The following is a 20,800-nucleotide window of genomic DNA, read 5'->3' on the forward strand; positions in this document are numbered from 1 at the left end:
ACCGATCGTGGCGGACCGTGCACCGGAGCGGCATCCGTCGTGAGGATGACCGTTCCCGCGGTCGGAAGTGATCCGTAGGTTGGGCGCATGACCGACCAGGGAACCGGCGTCGACGCACTCCTCGTCGACACCATCGGCACCGTCGTCGACGACGTCGGGACCATCCGGGACCGTCTGGCGGTGGCGCTCGCCGCGCATGCCGGACACGACGTCGACGCGATCGCCCGTCGATGGGACGACCTGATGGACGCCGCCATGGCGGCGGTCAACACCGGGGAGGCCCCCTGGCGCCCGCACCGCGCGATCCGACGGGAGGCCCTCGACGACCTCGTCGCGGACGGCTCGCTCCCTGCGCTGTCGGCCGACGAACACGACGCGCTCGTGGACGTCACCGAGACGCTCCGGCCGTGGCCCGATTCGGCGGACGCCCTCGCGACGCTGGGACGGCAGGTGGTGGTCGCGTCCCTGTCGAACGCGGACCTCGACGAGCTCGCCGCGCTGTCGCAGCGTGCCGGACTGCGCTGGCACGCCGTGGTCTCCGCGCAGTTCGCGCGTGCCTTCAAACCCGCGGCCTCGGTGTACCGGACGGCGTTGGAGCTGCTCGGCGTCCCCGCCGCCCGCACGATGATGGTGGCGGCGCATCCGTGGGACCTCCGGGCGGCGGCCTCGCTCGGCATGCAGACCGCGTTCGTCGCTCGCCCGTCCGCCGACGCTCCGGCGCCCGACGACCGCTTCACGATCACGGTGCGCGATCTCGCCGACCTCGGAGCGCGCCTGCCGACTCTGACGCATCGGCCGGACTGAGACCGGGCCGCGACCGCCTGACGTGATCATCCCCTCGGCGGATGTGCGAGCACTCCTCGCGTTGCCATGCTGCCGTCATGGGGAACGACGGGGTGTGGGCGGGCTTCGACGACGAGTGGGCGCCGGACCCGCTGGCCGATCGGCGTCCGCGGGCGAGTGCGGGCGCGTCGGTCGTGGGGATGACGCTGCTCGTCGGCTATGCGGCCGCGCTCCTGGGCGCCTACCTCGTCCTGCTGGCCCTCGTGCGTCACGAACCGCACGCGGCGCTCGCGACACCCTCGTGGTGGGTGCAGGTGGCCGCCCTGCTGCTCGGGCTGTTGTCCGTCGGCTCGGTCATCGCCGCGACGAGCGTGCTCATGCTCGGCGTCCGAGGCACCCGGTCCGCCGACCCGGGACACCGCACGCTCGGGGTCGTCGTCGTCGTCCTCGGCGCGATGGCCGTCCCCGTGTCGTTCTGGGTGCTCGTGACCGGTGGCGTCACCGCGCTGTTCGGCTTCGGCGGGTTCTGACATCGCTGGCGGATCCGGGCCTCGGCTGCGGGTACGACGACGAGGGGATCGTGACGATGACCGACCGACAGACCTACCACGGAGATCCGACCGCGACGGCGCGGAGTGCACAGCGCGGCAGCAGCGGCACGTACGTGGCGCCCGAGTTCGCCGAGGTCGACCACCGCGAGCCGCTCACGCCGCTGCGTCCCCGGCAGCTCGCCGTCCGGGTCGTCGTCTCGGTGGTGCTCGGCGTCATCGGACTGTTCGACCTCGTTCGCGCGGTGTCGGGCATCGTCGCGGCGGCAGACCCGGGCGCTTCCGCCCCGGTGGCCTCCTCGATCCTGCTGTTGCTCCTCGCGCTGGCGTTCCTGACCTACCCCGCCATCAACGTCGTGCGGTGGGCGCGCTGGCGGCACGCCCGCCGCTGAGCGGGGCCGGGTTCGTCGCTGCCGCCAGGAGCTGACCGAACGACGCCGCCGTCACCACCCGACCTCGACCGCTCGTCGGACGCCCCACAGGTAGTCGTCGGGTCGCTCCCACGCCGCGAAGTGCCCGCCGTGCTCGAACTCCCGCCAGTCCACGATCCGGAAGCGTCGCTCGGCGAACCGTCGCGGCGCGTTGACGAGGTCGGCGGGGAACACCGTCATCACGGTCGGTACGTCGATGCGACCCCAGTCCTTGCCGCCGCCCACCGCGTAGGGCGCGAACGACGTGCCGATGCATCCGCTGACCCAGTAGGCGGTGATCCAGGTGAGCAGCTCGTCGGGCGAGAACGGCGGCGTGTCCACCGCCTGGTCGGTCCAGCGGTCGAGCTTCTCGCCGATCCAGGCGGCGAGCCCGGCAGGCGAGTCCGCGAGCCCGACCGACAGCGTGTTCGGTCGGGTCGACTGTTCGTGCATGTACCCGCCCTCGTCCCGTTGCCACTGTCGACCGCGCTCGACGTAGGCGCGCTCGTCGTCGTCGAGGTCGTCGGGGAGGCCGCCGAGGAAGTGGTACTGCGACACGTCCGTCAGGTGCAGCGCAGCCACCGCTCCGGGGTGCCGGGCCGCGATCGCCTCACCCACGTCACAGCCGACGTCCCCGGCCGAGACGACGAACCGGTCGAACCCGAGGTCGAGCATCGCGGCGTGCACGGCGTCCGCCATCTCGATCGCCGACCAGCCACTCCGCTCCGTCGCCGCGGCGAACGGGAAGCCCGGCAGCGCCGGAACGACGCACGTCACGTCGTCGACGCGGTCGAGCACCCGCTCGAACCGGAGGACCGAGTCCGGCCACCCGTGCAGGAACAGGACGACCGGGGCGTCGGCGCCCGCACGGTGGACGATCGCGTTCACCGGTGTCGCCGACCCCGAGCGCACCCATGGCCGGGCGAGGACGCGCGCCTCGTGGTCCTCCCACCGGTAGGCGTCGGCCCAGTGGTCGAGGAGGGCGTCGAGGTCGCGCCCCGCCATGCCGAGGTCCTGACCGGCGCGGTCGACGGCAGGCAGCACCCGGCGTGCGCGCACGCGCTCGCGCAGGTCCCGCAGGACGTCCGGATCGACGGGGTGGAGGACGGTCCTCGTGCTCATGTCCCCATGCTGCACCGGGGGAAGCGACGAGGACAGGGGTCGTGCCTCCCGGCCGGTCGGCGAGTGAACGCTCACCCGCGCCCGCCTGGCGGAGTAGACAGGCGTCATGCCCAACGACGCGTACAACGAACCAGCCGTCGCCCTGCCCACCGCCTCGATGCCGCTGCTCGGCTTCGGCACCTGGCAGATCGAGGACGCCGACGCCCCCGCTGCCGTGAGCTCGGCCCTCGAGGCCGGCTACCGCCACATCGACACAGCCACCGGCTACGCCAACGAGCGCGGGGTCGGTCGGGCCGTCGCCGAGTCCGGACTCGACCGCGACGAGGTGTTCATCACCACCAAGCTGCCGCCGGAGCACGGCGGCCGTGAACGGCAGACCATCTCCGAGAGCCTGGACAAGCTCGGCGTCGACCAGCTCGACCTGTGGCTCGTGCACTGGCCGCCGAACGGCGAGGCGACCCCGGCGGTGTGGGAGCAGGTCATCGCCGCCCAGCAGGACGGTCTGACCAAGGCCATCGGCGTCAGCAACTACTCGCTGGCGCAGATCGACGAACTCATCGACGCGACCGGCGTGACCCCGTCGGTGAACCAGGTGCGCTGGAGCCCTGCGGAGTACGACGTCGCCTTCGCGCAGGGGTTGGCCGAGCGGGGCGTCGTCCTCGAGGGGTACAGCCCGTTCAAGGCCTCGAACCTCCAGGACCCGACGTTCCTCCGCATCGCCGAGGCGCACGACGCCGACGCCGCGCAGGTCATCGTCGCATGGCACATCGCGCACGAGTTCGTCGTCATCCCGAAGTCGTCGCAGCCGGAGCGCATCCGCTCGAACGCGCGCGGCGTGACGTTCCAGCTGACCGAGGACGAGGTCGCCGCGATCGACGCCCTGGGCGGCACCGCCCGCTGACGCACGACCCCGCGAGATCGCAGTCGTTGCCGTTCCAGACGCGGTCTGAACGGCAACGACTGCGATCTTGTGAAAGAGGGGGTGGACGGTCAGGGCGTCCGGGCCGGGCGCGAGAGCGCTGCGAGCGAGCGATCGGCGAGCGTCAGCGCCACGAGGACCGCGGCCGCCACGACCATGATCCACGCGAGTTCGTGCAGCCCGGGGGTGGTCGCCCGCGCCCCGAACGCCGCCCCGCCCGACGCCGACGCCACGATCGCGCCGAGGTACGAGAACGTCCGGAGCAAGCCCGCGGACGCGCCGACCCGCTCGGGGTCCGCCTGGTGGTACAGGGCGTTCTGGTTCGCCAGGTTGAGCAGCCCGAGCGGGATCCCGACGAGCGTGGTGAGGGCGAACAGGAGCCACACGGCCGTGCCGGACCCCACGGCGAGGAGCAGGACGCAGCCGACGAGCAGCAGGACGCCGCCGACGACGAGCTTCGCCCGCACCTCGGGCCGTCTGCCGGTCAGGGTCGACACGACGATGGCCGCACCGAACAGGGGGAGCAGCACGAGCCCCGCGGCCGATGCCGACAAGCCACGGCCGTCCTCGAGCCACTGCGTGAACCCGTAGAGGAACGCGTAGCTGACGACCTGGGCGACGAGGGCGCGCGCGAACGTCCCGAGCAGCGGGAGGTTGCCGGCGAACACCCGCACGTCGATGAACGGGTCGACGGCACGGAGTTCGCGCACCGTGAAGGCGACCGCGGCGGCGACGGCGACCACGAGCAGCCAGACGAGTGCCGGCCGCAGGTCCATGAGGAACAGCAGGAGCGCGAGGAGCGTCGCCGCGAAGAGCAGGACACCGGCGACGTCGAACCGCGCACGCGTCCGGGTGGCGTCGAGCGCGGTGTGCCGGGGGAGTGCGACCCAGCCGAGCACCAGACAGGCGACACCGAGCGGGATGTTGACCGCGAACGTCGCCCGCCACCCGCCGAGGGCGATGAGGAGTCCGCCGAGCGTCGGCCCGATCACCGCGATGGTCTGCGTCGTCACGGCGAGCGCGGTGAGCACCGCCTGGGGGCTGTCCTGCCCGGTGCGGCGGCCCTCGGCACGGATGAGCGTCATCGCGGCGGGGTACCCCGCGCACGTGCCGAACCCGAGCACGACCCGGGCGGCGACGAGCCACCCGAGCCCGGGGGCCGCGGTGCCGATCACGCCCGCGACGAGGGTGAGCACGGCGCCGACGAGGAACAGCCGCCGCGGCCCGAACGTGTCGACGAGTCGCCCCACCAGGGGCTGCCCGATCGACGTCGCCAGGTACAGCGCGGACACCAGCCAGGCGGTCTCCGACGCGGGGGCGCCGAACGCGGCGGCGATCGGCACGAGGGCGACCGCGATGATCGACGAGTTGATCGGGTTGAGGATCGACCCGAGCATCATCGGCGCGAGCAGGCGCCGGTCGAACCGGTCGGGAGGCGCGGCGCGGCGCGGTCGTCCGGCTCCCGGCGTGGACGGTGCAGTGGGGCGGGGGAGCCGCCCGGTGTCCGACTCGCTCATCGGTCGGTGCGCTCCGTCGGTGCCTCGGCGACCCGGTCGAGCAGCGCCAGGGCCTCGAGCAGGCGACGACGCTCGTCCTCCGTGTACCGCTCGGCCATCACCTCGGTGAGCCACTCCTGCCGCGCGGCGCGGTTGCCCTCGTTCTGCACCGACCCGGCGTCGGTCAGGCCGACGATCTGGCGGCGCCCGTCGGTGGGGTCGGGTGCCCGCTGCACGAGCCCTGCGGCCTCGAGCGCGGTGAGGGTGTTCGCCATCGACTGCGGCCGGACGCCCTCGAGCACGGCGAGAGCCGAGGCGGTGGTCGCCTCGCCCTTGCCGACGCGGGTCAGGACGGACGCCTGCGAGGGAGTGAGGTCGCCCTCGGCCGCGACCTCGCGCAGGCGGCGGAGGAAACGGCCGACGGCCACGCGCACGGCCAGCGAGGTCGCCGCGGGGGATGCGTCGAGTGGGATCGGTTCGTCGGACATGATCGGCAGCCTAGACTGCGCATCAGTACCTGTACAGTCAGGACTGTCGAAATCCACACGACCACCGGAGGCTCGCCATGTCCACACCCGTCCTGCTCGTCATGGACTTCCAGACCAGCATCGTCGACCGGCTCGGCTCGCCCGAGGTCCTGGCGGCCGCCACGCGCGCGGTCGATGCCGCCCGCACGAGCGGCGTGCCCGTGGTGTTCGTCCGCGTCGCCTTCCGCGCGGGGTTCCCGGAGATCGCCGCGTCGAACAAGAGCTTCGACGCGATGCGGCAGCGGGGCGACGCCGCCGGCTTCGACGAGCGCTCGACCGCGATCCACGCCGCGTTCGCGGTCCGTCCCGACGAGGTCGTCGTGACGAAGCGCCGGGTCAGTGCCTTCGCCGGCAGCGACCTCGACGTCGTGCTCCGCGCTGCCGGGGCGACCGAGCTCGTCCTCGCGGGCATCGCCACGAGCGGGGTCGTGCTGTCGACCCTCCGGCAGGCCGCGGACCTCGACTACGGGATCACCGTCCTCGCCGACGCATGTGCGGACGCCGATCCCGAGGTCCACCGGGTCCTGACCGAGAAGGTCTACCCCCGACAGGCCGACGTCACGACCGTGGACGCTTGGGTGGCGAACCTCCGCGGATGACGCCGCCGGGCCTCCCGGCCGTCCCGCGGATCAGACCAGGATCTTCGAGACGCAGACCACGTCCGCCACGAGGGTGTGCACACCGAATGGGGCGATCGGCACGTACCCGCGGCGCAGCAGCGTGTCCGTGATGTCCGCGTCGCCCGGGGTGCCGGCGTGCACGAGGGCGGGGGAGCCGAGTTCGCCCGCGACCTGTTCGAGGCGGCTGAGCAGCGCGCTGCCGATACCGGCGCCCCGGGCGTCCTCGCGGATGAAGAACGACTGGATCTCGAGCACGCCATCGGCGACCTCGCTGAGGACTCCGTAGCCGAGCGGCTCACCCATGCCGTTGCGGACCGTCAGGTTCGCCGCGACCGACGCCGGGGGCAGCGTCCGTGCCATGCGCGGGGGGAGCCCGGCGCTGAGGAGTGCGACGGCCCGCAGGCGAACGGCGTCCTCGCCGCTGTACGGCTCGTGGTCGATCGTGATCTCGGATGGTGCTGTGGTGCTCATGAGCGTCATTGGTTCCTCGGTTCGGGTTGCACAGGGCGACCGCTCGGTCGCCCCACTGCAGGTCCGGAGTCGCCACGTCCAGGGCCGGGCGGGAACTCGGATTCGCTAGTCTGTCTAGCAAATCAGGTCACACCGGGGGCACGCTGTGAGTCCTGTCCCCGGTGACCACCCAGTTCGGGGTGTGGTGGATCCAGACGGAACTGTCCTACTCCAGGAGCCCCCGCACGTCCTCAGCCGTCAGCGCTCCCGAGAACGTGTCGTCCTCGTCGATGACCGCGTCGAACAGTTCCCCCTTGCGGGTCGCGAGGGCCAGGACCTTGTCCTCGATGGTGTCCTGCGCGATGAGGCGGTGCACGCTCACGGGGACCCGCTGCCCGATGCGGTGCGCGCGGTCGATCGCCTGGGCCTCCGCCGCGGGGTTCCACCAGGGATCGAGCACGAACACCGTGTCGGCCTCGGTCAGGTTGAGGCCGAACCCGCCCGCCTTGAGGCTGATGAGGAACGCCGGCGCACTGCCCTGCTTGAACCGGTCGATCACCGCTGCGCGACCGGTCGTCGACCCGTCGAGGTACTCGTACGCCACGCCGCGCGCGTCGAGCCCGGCCGCGACGAGCCGGAGGAACGAGGTGAACTGACTGAACACGAGGGCACGGCGCCCCTCGGCCTCGAGCTCCGCGAGGTCGTCGAGCAGCAGGTCGAGCTTCGCCGACGGCACGGCCGAGTCCGGGTCGATGAGCGCCGGCGAGAGGGCGAGCATCCGCAGGAGCGTCAGCGAGCGGAACACGATCATCCGGTGCCGGTCCATGTCGTCGAGCAGGTCGAGCACCTTGAGCCGCTCGCGCTGCAGGGTCCGGTCGTAGAGGGCGCGGTGCTCCGGGTCGAGGTCGACGTGCAGCACCTGCTCGACCTTCTCGGGCAGGTCCGCCGCCACGGACTCCTTGGTGCGCCGGAGCATGAGCGGCCGGATCCGCCGCCGCAGCCGACCCATCACATCGGCCCGCTGCTCCGGTGTCAGGTCCGGGGACGCCACCGGCTTGACCACGTCGTCCGTGAACCGCGTCACGCTCGACAGCAGACCGGGCGCGACGACCGAGAAGATCGACCACAGGTCCATGAGCCCGTTCTCGAGCGGCGTCCCGGTGATCGCGAGCTTGAACGGCGCGGGGAGGTCCGCCGCGAGCCGGTTCGCCTGGGACGTCCGGTTCTTGACGAACTGCGCCTCGTCGAGGACCAGCCCGGCCCACTCCTGCTGTCGGTACGCCGCCGCGTCGAGCCGGAACAGCGCGTACGAGGTCACGACGACGTCCGCCTCGGCCGCGGCGTCCCGGAGCATCCGCCGTCGCTTCGCGGTCGTCGCCGTCACGCCGCGCACCACGAGCGACGGGGTGAACCGCGCCGCCTCGGTGACCCAGTTGCCGACGACGCTCGTCGGCGCGACCACGAGGAACGGGCGACGGTCGGGAGCCGCGGCTGACGGGCCTCCCGACCGGTCCGGTGCGGCGTCCCCCGAGCCGGCCCGCGCCCGTTCGCGCTCCCGGACGCCCGCCACGAACGCGAGCGTCTGCAGCGTCTTGCCGAGCCCCATGTCGTCCGCCAGGACCCCGCCGAGCCCGTGCTCGTACAGGAACGTCAGCCACGCCAGGCCCTCGCGTTGGTAGGGGCGGAGCTCGGCGTGCACCGACTCCGGCACGGACACGGCCGTGATCACCGGGTCGTCGTCGGTGGCGTCCTGGAACCGCAGGAGGCCCTCGACGGTCTCGCGCCACCCGGCGTCCTGCACGGTCTCGTCGGCGAGCTGGTCGAACTCCGACCACAGTGCGGCCTGGTACGGGCTGATGCGGTAGCGGCCGGGCTCCCACTCGTCGAGCTCGGTCGCCTCGTCGATGAGGCGCTTCAGCTCGTCGAACACCGGGTTCTGCAGTGACATGTACGTGTTGTCGATGAGCTTGAGCTTCCGCTCCCGCTTGGCGAGCGCCTCGAGCAGGGGCGTGAACGGGACCGTGCGACCCTCGACGGTCACGAGGAACCCGAGGTCGAACCAGTCGCGGTGCGGGCTCGGCATCGTGGTCAGGGTCAGCTTCGGCCGGTCGGTGAGTTCCCGGTAGTCCGGGCGCTCGCCCACGATGCGGACGCGCAGGTCGTCGCGGGCCTGGAGTGTCGGCAGGGTCGTCGTCGTGAACTCGATGGCGTCGGAGCCGTCGAGCACCTGGTCGCCGTCGTCGGAGTCCCCGTCGTCGGCGTCGCTTCCGTCGACGTCGACGTCGCCGCCTCGGTCGCGGTCGCGTACCGGGTCGACGCCGGTCCGGCTCGGCCACCGCACGCCGGGAGGCCCGTCGACCTCCGACAGGTCCGGAATCGGTCCGTGCGCTGCGGGGAGGTCCCGTCGGCCGTCGACGTGCCAACGCCAGCTGAGCAGCACGCGGTCCTCGGGCTCGAACGTCACGGTCAGGACGAACTCCGGCGGCGTGCGGTCCGGGAGCTCGAGCGAGCCGTCGGCGCTCACGAGGTCCACGCTGCCGCGCAGGCGGGGCGAGACGTCGTGCAGGAACTCGTCGACGTCCGCGGGCGGGACGGTGATGCGGTCCCCGGTCGTCAGGAGACGGCGCTGGTCCTCGCGCAGGGGTGTCGGTGTCGGCGCGAGGGTGATGTGCAGCGCGGGGGAGCGACGGAAGGCGTAGACGCCGTGGGTGCCGATCGCGCCCGCGGCCCCCGGCGGGATCGGACGGCCGTCGACCAGGGCGAGTGCGCCGAGCTGCACGCCGTCCGACGTGCGGGACGCATCGAGGACGACCCGGGCCTCCCGGCCGACGACGACGGCACGGGCGTCGGTGTCGGCGGTGGGGTCGGGCGCCGTGCCAGTGCCGGTGCCGGTGCCGGTGCCGGCACTGGCGCTCCGGCCGCGCCCGCGTGCGGCGGCCTTCGCGCCCGCTGCGACGAGCGCGATGCCGAGCCGCTCGGCCTCGTGCAGCAGCGGCCACAGCAGCGGACTCGCGAACTCGTCGAGGAACAGCCAGTCGCTCTCGCCCGGCGCGTACGCCGCGTGCGCGGAGCGGTGCAGCGCGGCGAACTGCAGGAACCAGGCGTGCTGGTCGGGGTCCGCGCCGAGGCGGTTGCGGGAGTAGGGGAGCGACCCCCAGGTGAGTTGCCCGCGAACCCAGTTGCCCGCGGCGCTGCGCGTGACCGGGCGGACGCCGAGGCGGACGCGGCTCCCGACCGACCGAGCGGCGTCGCGACCCGCCGCCGCGCGGGCGAGTCGCTGCGGCACGAGGTCCCGGAGCTCGAACTGGAGGCCCATCGCGATCGTCCGTGCGCTCGACGGCCCGGGGTCGCCGGCGAGCGACCCGAGCGCGGTCCGCCAGTGCTCGGGCGGCACGGCCACGGCGTCGTCGACCGCCGTCGCGGCGAGGCCCGTCGGCGCCACGAGTCCGGTGAGTCCGGCCGCGCCGGTCAGCCCGGGGTCGCGCCGGACCGCGGCGGCCGTGACCTCGAGGAGCGCCGCCGCGACGTGCTTGCAGTCGCCACCGATGGGGCACGTGCAGGTGTTCCGGCCGGGTCGGCTGAACGGACCGCGGGTGGGCGTGAGGTGCACGCTCACCTGGTACGGCTCGGGGCCGGAGCCCTGCACGAGGGCGGCGAGCGTCTCGTCCGCGTCGTCCCAGCGGGTCCCGAGCACGCCGCCGGCACGCACGAGGTCCTTCGCGCGCCCGAACGGACGCGGGCCGACGAGTCGGATGACGTCGACCGCGTCGACGAGCGGGGCGGGCATGTCCCCCATCGTCGCAGGAGCGTCCGACGTCGTCAGTCGCCCGGCTCCGCCCGCAGTCCCGCGAGCAGCAGCCGCACCATGCGTTCGGCACGGCCGGACCGCTCGGTCCCGGGAGGCCCACCCGCGTGACAGAGGTCCGCGACCGCCCCGAGGAACTCGGCGGGGTCGACCTCGTGCACGACGTTGCCGGACGCGGTCGCCGCGGTGAGCAGCCGATCGAGCGTCGGTGCGAGTCGTGTCGAGAAGTACTCGGCGAGCGGTTCGTACGCCGGGTCGCCCGAGTGGAGTGCCGCAGCGAGCCCGCGCTTCGTGGCGACGAACTGGGTGTAGCGCATGATCCAGCGGTCGAGTGCCTCGCCCGGCGGCGAGGTGGCCTCGATCTCGTCCGCGGCCGCCACGCACGCGTCCATCTCCCGCCGGAACACCGCCGAGATGAGGTCCGAGCGGAGCGGGAAGTGCCGGTACAGGGTGCCGACCCCGACGCCCGCGCGTTCAGCGATCGACCGCACCGGCGCGTCCACACCGGCGTCCGCGAACACCGCCTTCGCGGCTTCGAGGAGGGCATCGACGTTCTGCCGCGCGTCCGAGCGCATCCGTCGGCCGGCCGGCGCGATCGAGGCCTCGGTGTCGCTCGTGGGCGCGGGCATGATGGGGCTCCTCTTGCGGCGGAACAACGTTCCGCATAAGGTGACGGAATCAAGCGGAACAACGTTCCGGATATCCGATCGCATCGAGCGGTCGTTCCGGAAGGTCGTTCCGATTCATCGATCATACGACCCGCCTCGGCTGACAGGGCGGCGCGGGTCCGGAAGTGGAGCATCATGCAGTACCGCACTCTCGGCCGCACCGGCATCAAGGTCACCCCGTACGCGCTCGGCGCGATGATGCTCGGGAGTCTCGGCAATCCGGACCGGAAGGAGGGCGTCCGGATCATCCACCGGGCCCTCGACGCCGGCATCAACCTCGTCGACACCGCCGACCGCTACGGCGACTCCGAGGAGGTCGTCGGCGAAGCGCTGAAGGGCCGCCGCGACGACGTCGTCCTCGCCACGAAGTTCTGGGGTCCCGTGGACGACGACGTCAACCACCGGGGCGCGTCGCGGCGCTGGATCACCCAGGCGGTCGAGCGATCGCTCCGCCGCCTGCAGACCGACCACATCGACCTGTACCAGCTCCACCGCCCGGACCCCGACACCGACATCGACGAGACGCTGTCGGCGCTCACCGACCTCGTGCGGCAGGGCAAGGTCCGCGCGATCGGGTCGTCCTCGATGCGCGGCTCCGAGATCGTCGAGGCGCAGTGGACGTCCGAGCGCCGCGGGTTCGAGCGGTTCCGCACCGAACAGCCGAACTACTCGATCCTCGACCGTGAGATCGAGCGCGAGATCCTCCCCGTCGCCGAGCGCTACGGCATGGGGACCCTGGTCTACAGCCCGCTCGCCGGTGGCACCCTGACCGGGCGCTACCGGGCGGGTCAGGACAACGACGTGTTCCGCTCGTCGGTCTCCGGGATGCGGCACTTCCGCGACGAACGTCGCCTCGCCACCGTCGAGCAGCTCATCACGCTGGCCCAGGAGGTCGGTGTCCCACTCACCCACCTCGCGATGTCGTTCGTGATCGCGCATCCCGGGGTGACCTCCGCCATCGCCGGACCCCGGACCATGGAGCAGCTCGAGGACACGCTCGCCGGGATCGACGTCGCGCTGTCGGACGAGGTGCTCGACCGGATCGACGCGATCGTCCCGCCCGGCGAGAGCGTCGGGGCGATGGACATGGTCTACCGCGGCCCGGAGGTCGGCGACCCGGCGCTGCGCCGACGCCCGGCCGCGGAGCGCTCCGCCGCCTGACCGCCCCGTTCTTCCGCGAGATCGCAGTCGTTGCCGGTATCTGCGGCTCCAGAGCGGCAACGACTGCGATCTCGACGAAGGGGGGGGTGACCGGGCCGGTGGGAGCGCTGTTCAGCGCAGCGCGGAGAGGGCGTCCGTCGACGCCGAGTGCGTCGCGCCGTCGCTCGTCGTCCACGTCACGGTCAGGTCCCCGAGGTCCCCGGTGTCCCGGTCCACCGGCGGCCACCACGCGGTCCACAGGCCGTCCCCGACGGTCGTCGTGATCGTCCGGCCCGAGGCGGTGTGCAGCACGACACCCGTGACGTCCGGCCCGACCTGCCCGTACGCGCGGCTGATCGCCTGGCCGCCCGATCCGTTCATCTCGGTGCTCTGGACGTTGACCGTCCCGGCGGCGAGCACCGGTAGCGGGGTCGAGCGGTCGTCGATGAGCTCCCACGACACGACATGTCCGGAGCCGACGAGGCACCAGCGCCGCGCGCCGTCGCCCGCGCTCGACACCACCATGGTCAGGACCGAGCCGCGGCGGTCGACGTCCGACACCGAGATCCGTCCGGCCGTCGAGGTCGCGTCGGTGCCCACCGACGTCGTGCACTGCTGTGCGATCGCCTCGATCGACGAGGACGTCGCCGACGGGTGCGAGGGGACCGCCGTCCACGAGGCGATCTCGGCCGTCGACAGGCTCGTCGCGTGTCCCGGCAGCTGGTGGTACAGGTCTCGGGCGATCGGCAGGCCGACCACGGCGCCGCCGAGGAGCAGCGCGCCACCCGCCACGGTGGCACCGGTCGCCCAGGCGGCCCGTGTGACCGGCCCGCGTCCGATCCGCGTCGCCGGCATCGGCCGGGAGGCCCGGGACGAGCCCGTCACGCGGCCCACCTCCGGCTCGGGGTCGAGTCGGACGATCGCGGCGAGGAGGCGCTCGGCGCGGTCGACCTCGCTCGGGGTCAGGTCGGCGCGGGGCTCGGTGTCGAGGCCGCCGAGCTCGTGGTCGAGTCGTGGTGCGTGCGGTCGTGTCATCGTCGTGCCTTCCGGTCGAGGCGGAGTGCGGTCATCGCGGTGGGGGAGTCCGGGTGGTCGGGGCCCGGATCCGGGTCGGGCGTGGGCCAGCTGGCGAGCGGGTGCGGGGCCTCCCGGCCGGCGTCGGAGGTGGGCCAGGTGGCGGCGGGTTGCGGGGCCTCCCGGCCGGTGTCGTCGTAGGCGGTGGCGGGTGCCGAACCGGTGTCGCGCTGGTCGTCGTCGGAGTCGCGGAGCACCGCTGCCAGGCGGCGTCGGGCGCGACTGGCGCGCATCGAGTAGGCCGCACGGCTGATGCCGAGGACGGCGGCGGCTTGCGCTCCGGTCATGCCCTCCCAGACCTGCAGGGCCAGGGCCTCCTGGTCGAGCTCGTCGAGCGAGCGCCACGCGAGCGCGAGGTCGTGCCGACGTTCGAGCGCCGCGATCGGGTCGTCGCTCGGAACCGCGACCGATGCCTCACCCTGCACCCGGACGGCGAGTCCGGTCCGACGTCCGGCGCTCCGGGCGGCGTTGAGCATGACGTTCCGTGCCGTCCGGTAGAGCCAGGGGAGCGGTGCGACGAGCATCTCGTCCTGCCGGCGCCACGCGGCGACGAAGGTCTCGGACACGACGTCGTCCACGGCCGCCGGATGCGCTCGTCGACGGACGAACCGCAGCACCGCGGGGTAGTGGAGCCGGTACAGCTCGGTGAATGTGGGGTCCACGGGACTCCTTCGGATCGGTGGTCACCCTGGATGTGTCCGGCACGCCCCAGTGTGCAACCGCTGCCGCCCCGTCTGGCCGCCGAGTGTGTACGACGCGCGACGGGGAGGGACGGCGCCCGCCTATCCGGCCGAGGACGGCGGCGCCTCCTGGGTCGCCAGGACCGAGTGCCGACGCGAGTACCCGAAGTAGACCCCGAGACCGATCGCGAACCACACGCCGAACCGCACCCACGTCTCCCACTGGAGGAACGTGACCAGCCACAGGGACGCCATCACCCCGATCACGGGCACGACGGGCATGAGCGGCAGTCGGAACTGGCGTGGGATCTCCGGACGCCGGTAGCGGAGGACCACCACGGCCGAGCAGACCACGACGAAGGCGAGCAGGATGCCGATGTTCGTCAGCTCCGCGACGGTGCCGATCGGCAGCAGCCCCGCCAGGACCGCCGCCGCCGCGCCCGCGATCCACGTCACGCGCGTCGGGACGTGTCGCTTCGGGTCCGTCTTGGCGAACCACGCGGGCAGCAGGCCGTCGCGGCTCATCGAGAACCACACGCGCGAGACCCCGAGCAGGAACGTCAGGAGCACCGTGACGATGCCGATGATCGCGCCCACGGCGATGACGTCCGCCACGCCCCCGAGCCCGACCGACGCGAACGCGGTCGCGAAGCCCGACGCCGGGTCGATCTCGGTGTACCGCTGCATGCCCGTGAGCACCAGGGTGGCCAGCACGTACAACACCATGGCGATCCCGAGCGACAGCAGGATCGCCTTCGGCATGTGCTTCCGCGCGTCCTTCGACTCCTCCGCCGCGGTGCTCATGGCGTCGTACCCGAACACCGCGAAGAACACGGTCGCCGCCCCGGTCATCACCCCGCCGAAGCCGTGCGGGAAGTACGGATGGTAGCTCGCCGCCCGGATGTGGAAGACGCCGAGCACGACGATGAGCACGACGAGTGCGACCTTGATCCCCACCGCCACGAACTCGAACCGCGCTGCACTCCGGATGCCCCGGGTCAGGACGAACGCCGTGAGCAGACAGAGTGCGATCGCGAACACGTCGACGACGTGGCCGTGCCCCGTTCCCGGGGCGCCCAGCATCCACGCCGGGAGATCGAGACCTACCTGCCCGAGCAGGAACCCGACGTACCCCGAGATGCCGATCGCGACCACCGCCACGATCGCCGTGTACTCGAGGAGCAGGTCCCAGCCGATGAACCAGGCGACGAGCTCGCCGAGCACCGCGTAGCCGTACGTGTAGGCGCTGCCGGCCTTCGGGATCATCCCTGCGAACTCGGCGTACGACTGCGCTGCCGCCGCGCTCGCGACCCCGGCGACGAGGAACGAGATGAGCACCGCGGGTCCTGCCGTCTGGTGCGCGACCTGGCCCGCGAGGGTGAAGATCCCCGCGCCGATGATGCCGCCGACGCCGATCGCGGTGAGCTGCCAGAGGCCCAGTTGGCGAGCGAGACCGCCGGGCGGGGACCCCGCGCCCGGATCGTCCTCGACCTGGTCGATCGGCTTGCGGCGGAACAGGTCGCGCCGCGCTGACGTCGTCGTCACGCGTTCATCCTGTCACTCTGCTCAGCCGTTGGCGCCCCCGGCCCCGATCCCGCGGCATTCGTGGGTGGTCGGCGGCCGGTCGCCGGTGGCCGGTGGCCGGTGGCCGGTGGTCGTGTTCGGTGTTCGGTGGCCGGTGTTCGGTGTTCGGTGGCCGGTGGCCGGTGGCCGGTGGCCGGTGGCCGGTGGCCCTCGGACGGCGGGGGCGGACGGCCGTCAGGCCTGCGGATGCGCCCAGGCCAGGAGGCGCTCCACCGGCCACGTCGTCACGATGCGGTCCGCCGGCACCCCGTTCTGCGCCGCCCGCTCCGCCCCGAGCCGCAGGAAGTCGAGCTGTCCGGGCGCGTGTGCGTCGGTGTCGATGCTGAACAGGCAGCCCACCTCGAGCGCGAGCTGGATGAGGTCGTCCGGCGGGTCCTGTCGCTCGGGTCGGCTGTTGATCTCGACCGCGACGTCGTGCTCCACGCACGCCTCGAACACCGCACGCGCGTCGAACGTCGACTGCGGGCGCTCGCCGCGGGACCCCTGCACGAGGCGGCCGGTGCAGTGCCCGAGGACGTTGGTGTGCGGATCACGGATGCCGCCGAGCATGCGCTCCGTCATCGTGCGGCGGTCAGCGCGGAGCTTCGAGTGCACGCTCGCGACGACGACGTCGAGCCGGTCGAGCATCGCCGGGGTCTGGTCGAGCGTGCCGTCCTCGAGGATGTCGACCTCGATCCCGCTGAGCACCCGGACGTCGGGGTGGTCCGCCCGGACGTCGTCGAGCACGCCGAGCTGTTCGGTCAGGCGCTCGGCGGTCAGACCGTGCGCGACGGTCAGGTTGGGCGAGTGGTCGGTGAGCGCGATGTACTCGCGCCCCAGGGTCCGCGCCGCCTCGACCATGAGCGCGATGGGCGTTCCGCCGTCCGACCACTCACTGTGGCAGTGCAGGTCGCCGCGCAGGTCGGCCAGGAGGCCCGCCCCGGCCTCGCTCGTCGTCTCGCGTTCCCGGTCGAGCAGGGCCTGCAGGTAGTCGGGCACGCGGCCCTCGAGCGCCTGGCCGATCACCTCGAGGCTGCGGGAACCGACCCCCTTGGTGCGGGCGAGTGCGCCGGAGCGGAGCCGGGCCTCCAGATCGTCGTCGGACCGACCGGCGATCGCGGCGGCCGCCGTGCGGAACGCCTGCACCTTGAACGACGGGGCGAGGTCCCGTTCGAGCCAGAAGGCGATCTCCTGCAGGGCGTCGACGGGGTGCACGCCGTCCATCCTGCTCGTCCGGGCGTCCGGCGTCCCGGCGTCCCGGGCGTCCGGCGTCCGGGTGGCCGGCACCCGACCGTTCCGACGAGATCACAGTCGTCGTCGTTCCGACGCCGGTCAGAGCGGCAACGACTGCGATCTCGCGGAAGGGGGAGCGGGGGAGCGGCCGGCGGTCAGCCGACGCTGTGCCCGCAGGCCGCCGCGTAGTCGCGGAGGACCTCGCGCACGGCGTCGACCGCGAGGGCCTCGGGCTCCGGCGCCAGCACGCCCTGCCGCACCCGCGTGAACTGCTTCGGCAGGAACTGCCCGATCAGCGGCTCGGGGATCCCGGACGCGGTCAGGTTGGTGAACAACCGGTCGACGCGCTCCTCGACCTCGGGCGAGGCCCAGTAGTAGCGGATGCGGTCGCTGTAGCTGTACCGGCGGGCGATGCGCTGCTCCTCGGCGTCGCCCTCGTAGTAGTGCTCCCAGTACCCGGGATCGGCGACCATCCGCTCGTCCATGAACGCGACGAGGTCGGAGCGCTCGCCGGCGGGCACGAGTTCGTCCTCGATCGCGGCGAGGGCGAACAGGGCCTCGCGCAGGGCGAACGTCAGCCCCGGCCCGACCTTGAGCACGGCCCAGTGGTCTTCGACGAGCTCGGTCAGGTGGCCGCGGGTCTGGTAGTCGGTGCTGTGCGCCTCGAACACCATGTCGGGCTCGTCGTCGAGGACCCGCTGCAGCTGCTGCGTGGCCGTCCGGTCGTAGTCGATCACCTTGAGGTGGTCGAACTCGACGCCGGGCTGCACGACGAGTGCGACGACCCGCGGCCACACCGCGTCGAGGCCGCGGTCGCGCAGGGCGCCCCGGTGGGCGTCGAGGGTCTCGCGTGCGGCCGCGGGACTCGTCGGCTGGAGCGCGCCGAGTGTCTCGTGCGCGCCTCCCGGCACGGGCACCTCGGTGCCGATCACGTACACGGGCGGTTCGCCGTCGGTCGGCCGGGCGGCCTCGGCGATCGCGATGAGCCGGGCCGCGCGTTCGGCGACGACGGCGTCGGGCAGGGGCGTGGGGTCGCCGTCGAGCCGCATGCTGCAGTCGATGTGGAGTTTGGCGTACCCGGCGGCGGCGTACGCGGCGACGAGGTCGTCGGCCTTCGGCATCGCCTGATCCGGGGTCTCGCGCTGCCACCGGTTCGGCCCGAGGTGGTCCCCGCCGAGCACCAGGCGGTCGCGGGGGAAGGACTCCTCGTCGGCGAAGCCGAGCACCTGGTCGCGGAACTGCTCCGGCGTGAGCCCCGTGTACCCGCCGAACTGGTCGACCTGGTTCGAGGTCGCCTCGATGAGCAGGACGGAGCCGTCCTCGAGGGCCTGCCGCATCGACGCCCGCAGCACGAGGGGGTGCGCGGAGCAGACGGAGGTGATCCCGACGGTGTCGCCGCCGCGGTGCCGACGGACGATGGCTTCGACCTGGTTCATGTCGTGGGGTTCCTTCCAGCGCGGTGAGCGCGGTCCGTGGTCGACGACGGGACGTCGACCGGGATCGGGTGCATCGGGACCAGCATGGCGGTTCCCGACGCACCCGATGGTGGTGCGGCGGCGATCAGTGGAGACGCAGCGCCTGTGGGATCCGGTCGCCGTGCGCCTCGAGCAGCTCGTCGCACATCGCGTGGATGTCGTCCAGGCTCAGCGACGCGGCGGCGTTCGGGTCGAGCATCGCGGCGTGGTACACGTGGTCGCGGTCGCCCTCGAGGACGGCCTTGACCGTGAGTTCGACGACGTTGAGGAACGTCCGGTTGAGCGCGACGAGCTGCGCGGGCAGTGCGCCGACGGACTGCGGGTGCAGGCCGTCGGCGTCGACCGTCGCGGGGACCTCGATCGCGCACTCGTCGGGGAGGTTCGCGATCTTGCCGTTGTTCACGACGTTGACGTACAGGTCCGTCGGCTGACCGGTCACCTGCGCGCGGATGTACTCCGACGCCATCTCCGAGGTGGGCTCGAGCGTGAGTTCCCCGCCGCCCTCGAGGATGTGCTTCGTCTCGTCGAGCTCGTCGAGGTTCTCCTCGGAGCGGCGCAGGTACTCGCCGACCGGGATGCGGAACCGATCGATCGCGGCGTCGTCGTGCATGAGCCATGGCACGTACTCGGCCGAGTGCTCGCTCGACTCGGTGGGGAAGTACCCGAACCGGCGGAAGATCTCGACGCGCACGCGGCGCTGCAGCTCCGGGTCGGCCTCGACGACCTCGCGGAGGCGCGGGTACAGGTCCTGGCCGTCGCGGGTGAACCGGAGGACGAACGCCTGGTGGTTGAAGCCGGCGGTGACGTACTCGATCTCGTCCTGCGGAACGCCGACGAGCTCGGCGAGCTGGCGGTGGGTGTCGCGCACGGAGTGGCACAGGCCGACGACGCGCTGGAAGGGCGTGCTCGCCGCGACGGCCCACGGCAGCATCGCCATCGGGTTGCTGTAGTTGAGGAGCGTGGAGTCGGGCGCGACCTCGGCGAGGTCGTTCCCGATGCCCTGGAGCACGGGGATGGTACGGAGGCCACGGAAGATGCCGCCGACGCCGATCGTGTCGCCGATCGTCTGACGCAGTCCGTACTTCGCGGGGATGTCGAAGTCGAGGCGGGTCGCCGCGTACCCGCCGACCTGGATCTCGTTGATGACGAAGTCGGCGCCCTCGAGCGCGGCGCGTCGGTCGATGTCGGAGCTGATGCGCGCGCCGGCTCCGGCCAGGTCGGACACCCGGCCGGCGAGGGCCTCGGCGTACCCGAGGCGCTCGGCGTCGATGTCGTGGAGCGACAGCTCGAGCTGTCCCTGGAGCTCCGGGTAGGTGCACAGATCGGTGACGACGTTGCGGGTGAACTCGACGCTCCCGGCGCCGATGAAGGCTACTTTGACCACGCGCTCACCCTGGCATGCTGCGTGCTTTCTGCGCAATCAGCGCGCAGGAATGCATGGAGAACTGCGCGAACTGCTTGGTTCCTCAGGCGCGGACGACCCGGCAGCCCTGGCGCTCGATCGCCTCGACGGCGCTGTCCGGCGCCCGCGTGTCGGTGACGAGGACGTCGACGTCGGCCATCGAGCAGACGCTCGCCAGCGCCATGCGACCGATCTTGGTGGCGTCGGCGAGCACCACGGTGGCGCGGGACCGCCGGCTCATCATCGCGTTCACCCGGGCGCCGACCGGATCGTAGTTCGTGCACCCGGCCGTGGCGTCAACTCCGTCGACCCCGACGAACGACACGTCGATGTGGTAATCGGACAGGAACGCCTCGGCGCTCGGACCGACGGTTTCCTGGCTGCTCGACCGGACCTCCCCACCCGCCGCGAACACCCTGACCCCGCTGTGTTCGACGAGCCCCGTGGCAATGTTGAGCGCGTTCGTGACGACGGTCAGCCCCGTGCGGTTGCCGATCTGCTGCGCGAACTCCCACACGGTGGTGCCGCCGGTCAGGCCGACGACGCGCGCGCCCTCGAGGTAGGCGAGCGCGGCACGGGCGATGCGGTGCTTCTCCGCCGCGTCCTGCGAGGTCTTGTACCCGAGCGGCAGGTCGTTGAACGCGACGTGCCGGGTGGCCCCGCCTCGGGTCCGACTGACGAGCTGCTGCTGTTCGAGGAGCTCGAGGTCCCGCCGGACGGTGGCCTCGGACACGGCGAACCGTTCCGCGAGTTCGGGGACGTCCATCGAGGTGTTCTCGACGATCGCGGCGACGATCTGGTTGAGCCGTTGCTTTCGCTGCACACAGCAACTCTAGCCTTCGCGCAGTCTCCGGGGGAGTGTTCGCGCGGTTCGATCATGATTCC

At 72.4% G+C, this 20,800-nt stretch carries 19 protein-coding genes; 6 read left to right on the plus strand and 13 right to left on the minus strand.

The features are described from left to right. Window positions 1-87 precede the first annotated feature (87 nt). From DEI88_RS05650 to DEI88_RS05660, 3 genes are all read left to right on the plus strand, one after another. Complete coding sequence (locus DEI88_RS05650) at window positions 88-804, plus strand: haloacid dehalogenase type II (RefSeq protein ID WP_111036042.1); 717 nt, start codon at window positions 88-90, stop codon at window positions 802-804. Window positions 805-881: 77 nt separating this feature from the next. Next, the gene (locus tag DEI88_RS05655) at window positions 882-1,313 is read left to right on the plus strand and encodes a hypothetical protein (protein ID WP_111036043.1); all 432 of its coding nucleotides are present in this window, start codon (window positions 882-884) and stop codon (window positions 1,311-1,313) included. Window positions 1,314-1,363: 50 nt separating this feature from the next. Continuing rightward, entirely contained in the window at window positions 1,364-1,723 is a 360-nt protein-coding gene (locus DEI88_RS05660) for a hypothetical protein (protein ID WP_111012715.1), read from the plus strand. Window positions 1,724-1,774: 51 nt separating this feature from the next. Here the strand turns inward: DEI88_RS05660 and DEI88_RS05665 are convergent, their stop codons facing one another. Then, a complete protein-coding gene (locus DEI88_RS05665; RefSeq protein WP_111071756.1) occupies window positions 1,775-2,863 on the minus strand; it encodes an alpha/beta fold hydrolase in 1,089 nt (362 codons plus the stop codon). Window positions 2,864-2,969: 106 nt separating this feature from the next. On the opposite strand from DEI88_RS05665, the gene DEI88_RS05670 reads away from it, so the two are divergent. Then, window positions 2,970-3,764: an aldo/keto reductase gene (locus DEI88_RS05670; protein ID WP_220037236.1), complete on the plus strand. Its 795-nt coding sequence runs from the start codon at window positions 2,970-2,972 to the stop codon at window positions 3,762-3,764. An 89-nt stretch (window positions 3,765-3,853) separates the two neighbouring features. Here DEI88_RS05670 and DEI88_RS05675 read toward each other — a convergent pair whose 3' ends face one another. Both DEI88_RS05675 and DEI88_RS05680 read right to left on the minus strand, forming a co-directional pair. Beyond that, window positions 3,854-5,299 (minus strand): MFS transporter, encoded by a 1,446-nt coding sequence (locus tag DEI88_RS05675; protein ID WP_111071655.1) that lies wholly within the window; start codon window positions 5,297-5,299, stop codon window positions 3,854-3,856. Then, complete coding sequence (locus DEI88_RS05680) at window positions 5,296-5,766, minus strand: MarR family winged helix-turn-helix transcriptional regulator (protein ID WP_111036046.1); 471 nt, start codon at window positions 5,764-5,766, stop codon at window positions 5,296-5,298. Before DEI88_RS05680 ends, DEI88_RS05675 begins: the two co-directional genes overlap by 4 nt. Before the next feature lie 77 nt (window positions 5,767-5,843). Here DEI88_RS05680 and DEI88_RS05685 point away from each other — a divergent pair, with 77 nt between their 5' ends. Further along, window positions 5,844-6,404, plus strand: coding sequence for a cysteine hydrolase family protein (locus DEI88_RS05685; protein ID WP_111071656.1), 561 nt, complete (start codon window positions 5,844-5,846; stop codon window positions 6,402-6,404). Window positions 6,405-6,434: 30 nt separating this feature from the next. Here DEI88_RS05685 and DEI88_RS05690 read toward each other — a convergent pair whose 3' ends face one another. The 3 genes from DEI88_RS05690 to DEI88_RS05700 all read right to left on the minus strand — a co-directional run bounded on the left by DEI88_RS05690 (window position 6,435) and on the right by DEI88_RS05700 (window position 11,309). Then, window positions 6,435-6,896: a GNAT family N-acetyltransferase gene (locus DEI88_RS05690; protein ID WP_181441188.1), complete on the minus strand. Its 462-nt coding sequence runs from the start codon at window positions 6,894-6,896 to the stop codon at window positions 6,435-6,437. Between the two features lie 205 nt (window positions 6,897-7,101). Then, on the minus strand, window positions 7,102-10,662 hold the full coding sequence (locus DEI88_RS05695) for a DEAD/DEAH box helicase (protein WP_181441189.1): 3,561 nt from the start codon (window positions 10,660-10,662) through the stop codon (window positions 7,102-7,104). 32 nt (window positions 10,663-10,694) lie between these two features. Further along, window positions 10,695-11,309, minus strand: a complete 615-nt coding sequence (locus DEI88_RS05700; RefSeq protein ID WP_258374969.1) for a TetR/AcrR family transcriptional regulator — start codon at window positions 11,307-11,309, stop codon at window positions 10,695-10,697. A 174-nt stretch (window positions 11,310-11,483) separates the two neighbouring features. Between DEI88_RS05700 and DEI88_RS05705 the strand changes: the two genes are divergently transcribed. Then, on the plus strand, window positions 11,484-12,509 hold the full coding sequence (locus DEI88_RS05705) for an aldo/keto reductase (RefSeq protein WP_111012708.1): 1,026 nt from the start codon (window positions 11,484-11,486) through the stop codon (window positions 12,507-12,509). 111 nt (window positions 12,510-12,620) lie between these two features. Here the strand turns inward: DEI88_RS05705 and DEI88_RS05710 are convergent, their stop codons facing one another. The 7 genes from DEI88_RS05710 to DEI88_RS05740 all read right to left on the minus strand — a co-directional run bounded on the left by DEI88_RS05710 (window position 12,621) and on the right by DEI88_RS05740 (window position 20,738). Further along, entirely contained in the window at window positions 12,621-13,523 is a 903-nt protein-coding gene (locus DEI88_RS05710) for a hypothetical protein (protein ID WP_111071659.1), read from the minus strand. Next, entirely contained in the window at window positions 13,520-14,224 is a 705-nt protein-coding gene (locus DEI88_RS05715) for an RNA polymerase sigma factor (protein WP_111071660.1), read from the minus strand. The genes DEI88_RS05710 and DEI88_RS05715 overlap by 4 nt, the downstream gene beginning before the upstream one ends. A 120-nt stretch (window positions 14,225-14,344) precedes the next feature. After that, complete coding sequence (locus tag DEI88_RS05720; RefSeq protein WP_111071661.1) at window positions 14,345-15,787, minus strand: amino acid permease; 1,443 nt, start codon at window positions 15,785-15,787, stop codon at window positions 14,345-14,347. Between the two features lie 213 nt (window positions 15,788-16,000). Beyond that, on the minus strand, window positions 16,001-17,020 hold the full coding sequence (locus DEI88_RS05725; RefSeq protein ID WP_111071758.1) for a PHP domain-containing protein: 1,020 nt from the start codon (window positions 17,018-17,020) through the stop codon (window positions 16,001-16,003). Window positions 17,021-17,193: 173 nt separating this feature from the next. Further along, the gene (locus tag DEI88_RS05730; protein ID WP_111048684.1) at window positions 17,194-18,474 is read right to left on the minus strand and encodes a D-tagatose-bisphosphate aldolase, class II, non-catalytic subunit; all 1,281 of its coding nucleotides are present in this window, start codon (window positions 18,472-18,474) and stop codon (window positions 17,194-17,196) included. A 124-nt stretch (window positions 18,475-18,598) separates the two neighbouring features. Further along, window positions 18,599-19,897, minus strand: coding sequence for an alpha-glucosidase/alpha-galactosidase (locus DEI88_RS05735; protein ID WP_111071662.1), 1,299 nt, complete (start codon window positions 19,895-19,897; stop codon window positions 18,599-18,601). An 82-nt stretch (window positions 19,898-19,979) separates the two neighbouring features. Next, a complete protein-coding gene (locus tag DEI88_RS05740; protein WP_111071663.1) occupies window positions 19,980-20,738 on the minus strand; it encodes a DeoR/GlpR family DNA-binding transcription regulator in 759 nt (252 codons plus the stop codon). Between the last annotated feature and the right edge of the window lie 62 nt (window positions 20,739-20,800).

This window comes from Curtobacterium sp. MCBD17_003 (assembly GCF_003234885.2).
GTDB lineage: Bacteria > Actinomycetota > Actinomycetes > Actinomycetales > Microbacteriaceae > Curtobacterium.

Coding starts and splice junctions, on each gene's coding strand:
- DEI88_RS05650 (WP_111036042.1), top strand. CDS start 88: ATGACCGACCAGGGAACCGGCGTCGACGCACTCCTCGTCGACACCATC.
- DEI88_RS05655 (WP_111036043.1), top strand. CDS start 882: ATGGGGAACGACGGGGTGTGGGCGGGCTTCGACGACGAGTGGGCGCCG.
- DEI88_RS05665 (WP_111071756.1), bottom strand. CDS start 2,863: ATGAGCACGAGGACCGTCCTCCACCCCGTCGATCCGGACGTCCTGCGG.
- DEI88_RS05670 (WP_220037236.1), top strand. CDS start 2,970: ATGCCCAACGACGCGTACAACGAACCAGCCGTCGCCCTGCCCACCGCC.
- DEI88_RS05675 (WP_111071655.1), bottom strand. CDS start 5,299: ATGAGCGAGTCGGACACCGGGCGGCTCCCCCGCCCCACTGCACCGTCC.
- DEI88_RS05680 (WP_111036046.1), bottom strand. CDS start 5,766: ATGTCCGACGAACCGATCCCACTCGACGCATCCCCCGCGGCGACCTCG.
- DEI88_RS05685 (WP_111071656.1), top strand. CDS start 5,844: ATGTCCACACCCGTCCTGCTCGTCATGGACTTCCAGACCAGCATCGTC.
- DEI88_RS05690 (WP_181441188.1), bottom strand. CDS start 6,896: ATGAGCACCACAGCACCATCCGAGATCACGATCGACCACGAGCCGTAC.
- DEI88_RS05695 (WP_181441189.1), bottom strand. CDS start 10,662: ATGCCCGCCCCGCTCGTCGACGCGGTCGACGTCATCCGACTCGTCGGC.
- DEI88_RS05700 (WP_258374969.1), bottom strand. CDS start 11,309: ATGCCCGCGCCCACGAGCGACACCGAGGCCTCGATCGCGCCGGCCGGC.
- DEI88_RS05705 (WP_111012708.1), top strand. CDS start 11,484: ATGCAGTACCGCACTCTCGGCCGCACCGGCATCAAGGTCACCCCGTAC.
- DEI88_RS05710 (WP_111071659.1), bottom strand. CDS start 13,523: ATGACACGACCGCACGCACCACGACTCGACCACGAGCTCGGCGGCCTC.
- DEI88_RS05730 (WP_111048684.1), bottom strand. CDS start 18,474: ATGAACCAGGTCGAAGCCATCGTCCGTCGGCACCGCGGCGGCGACACC.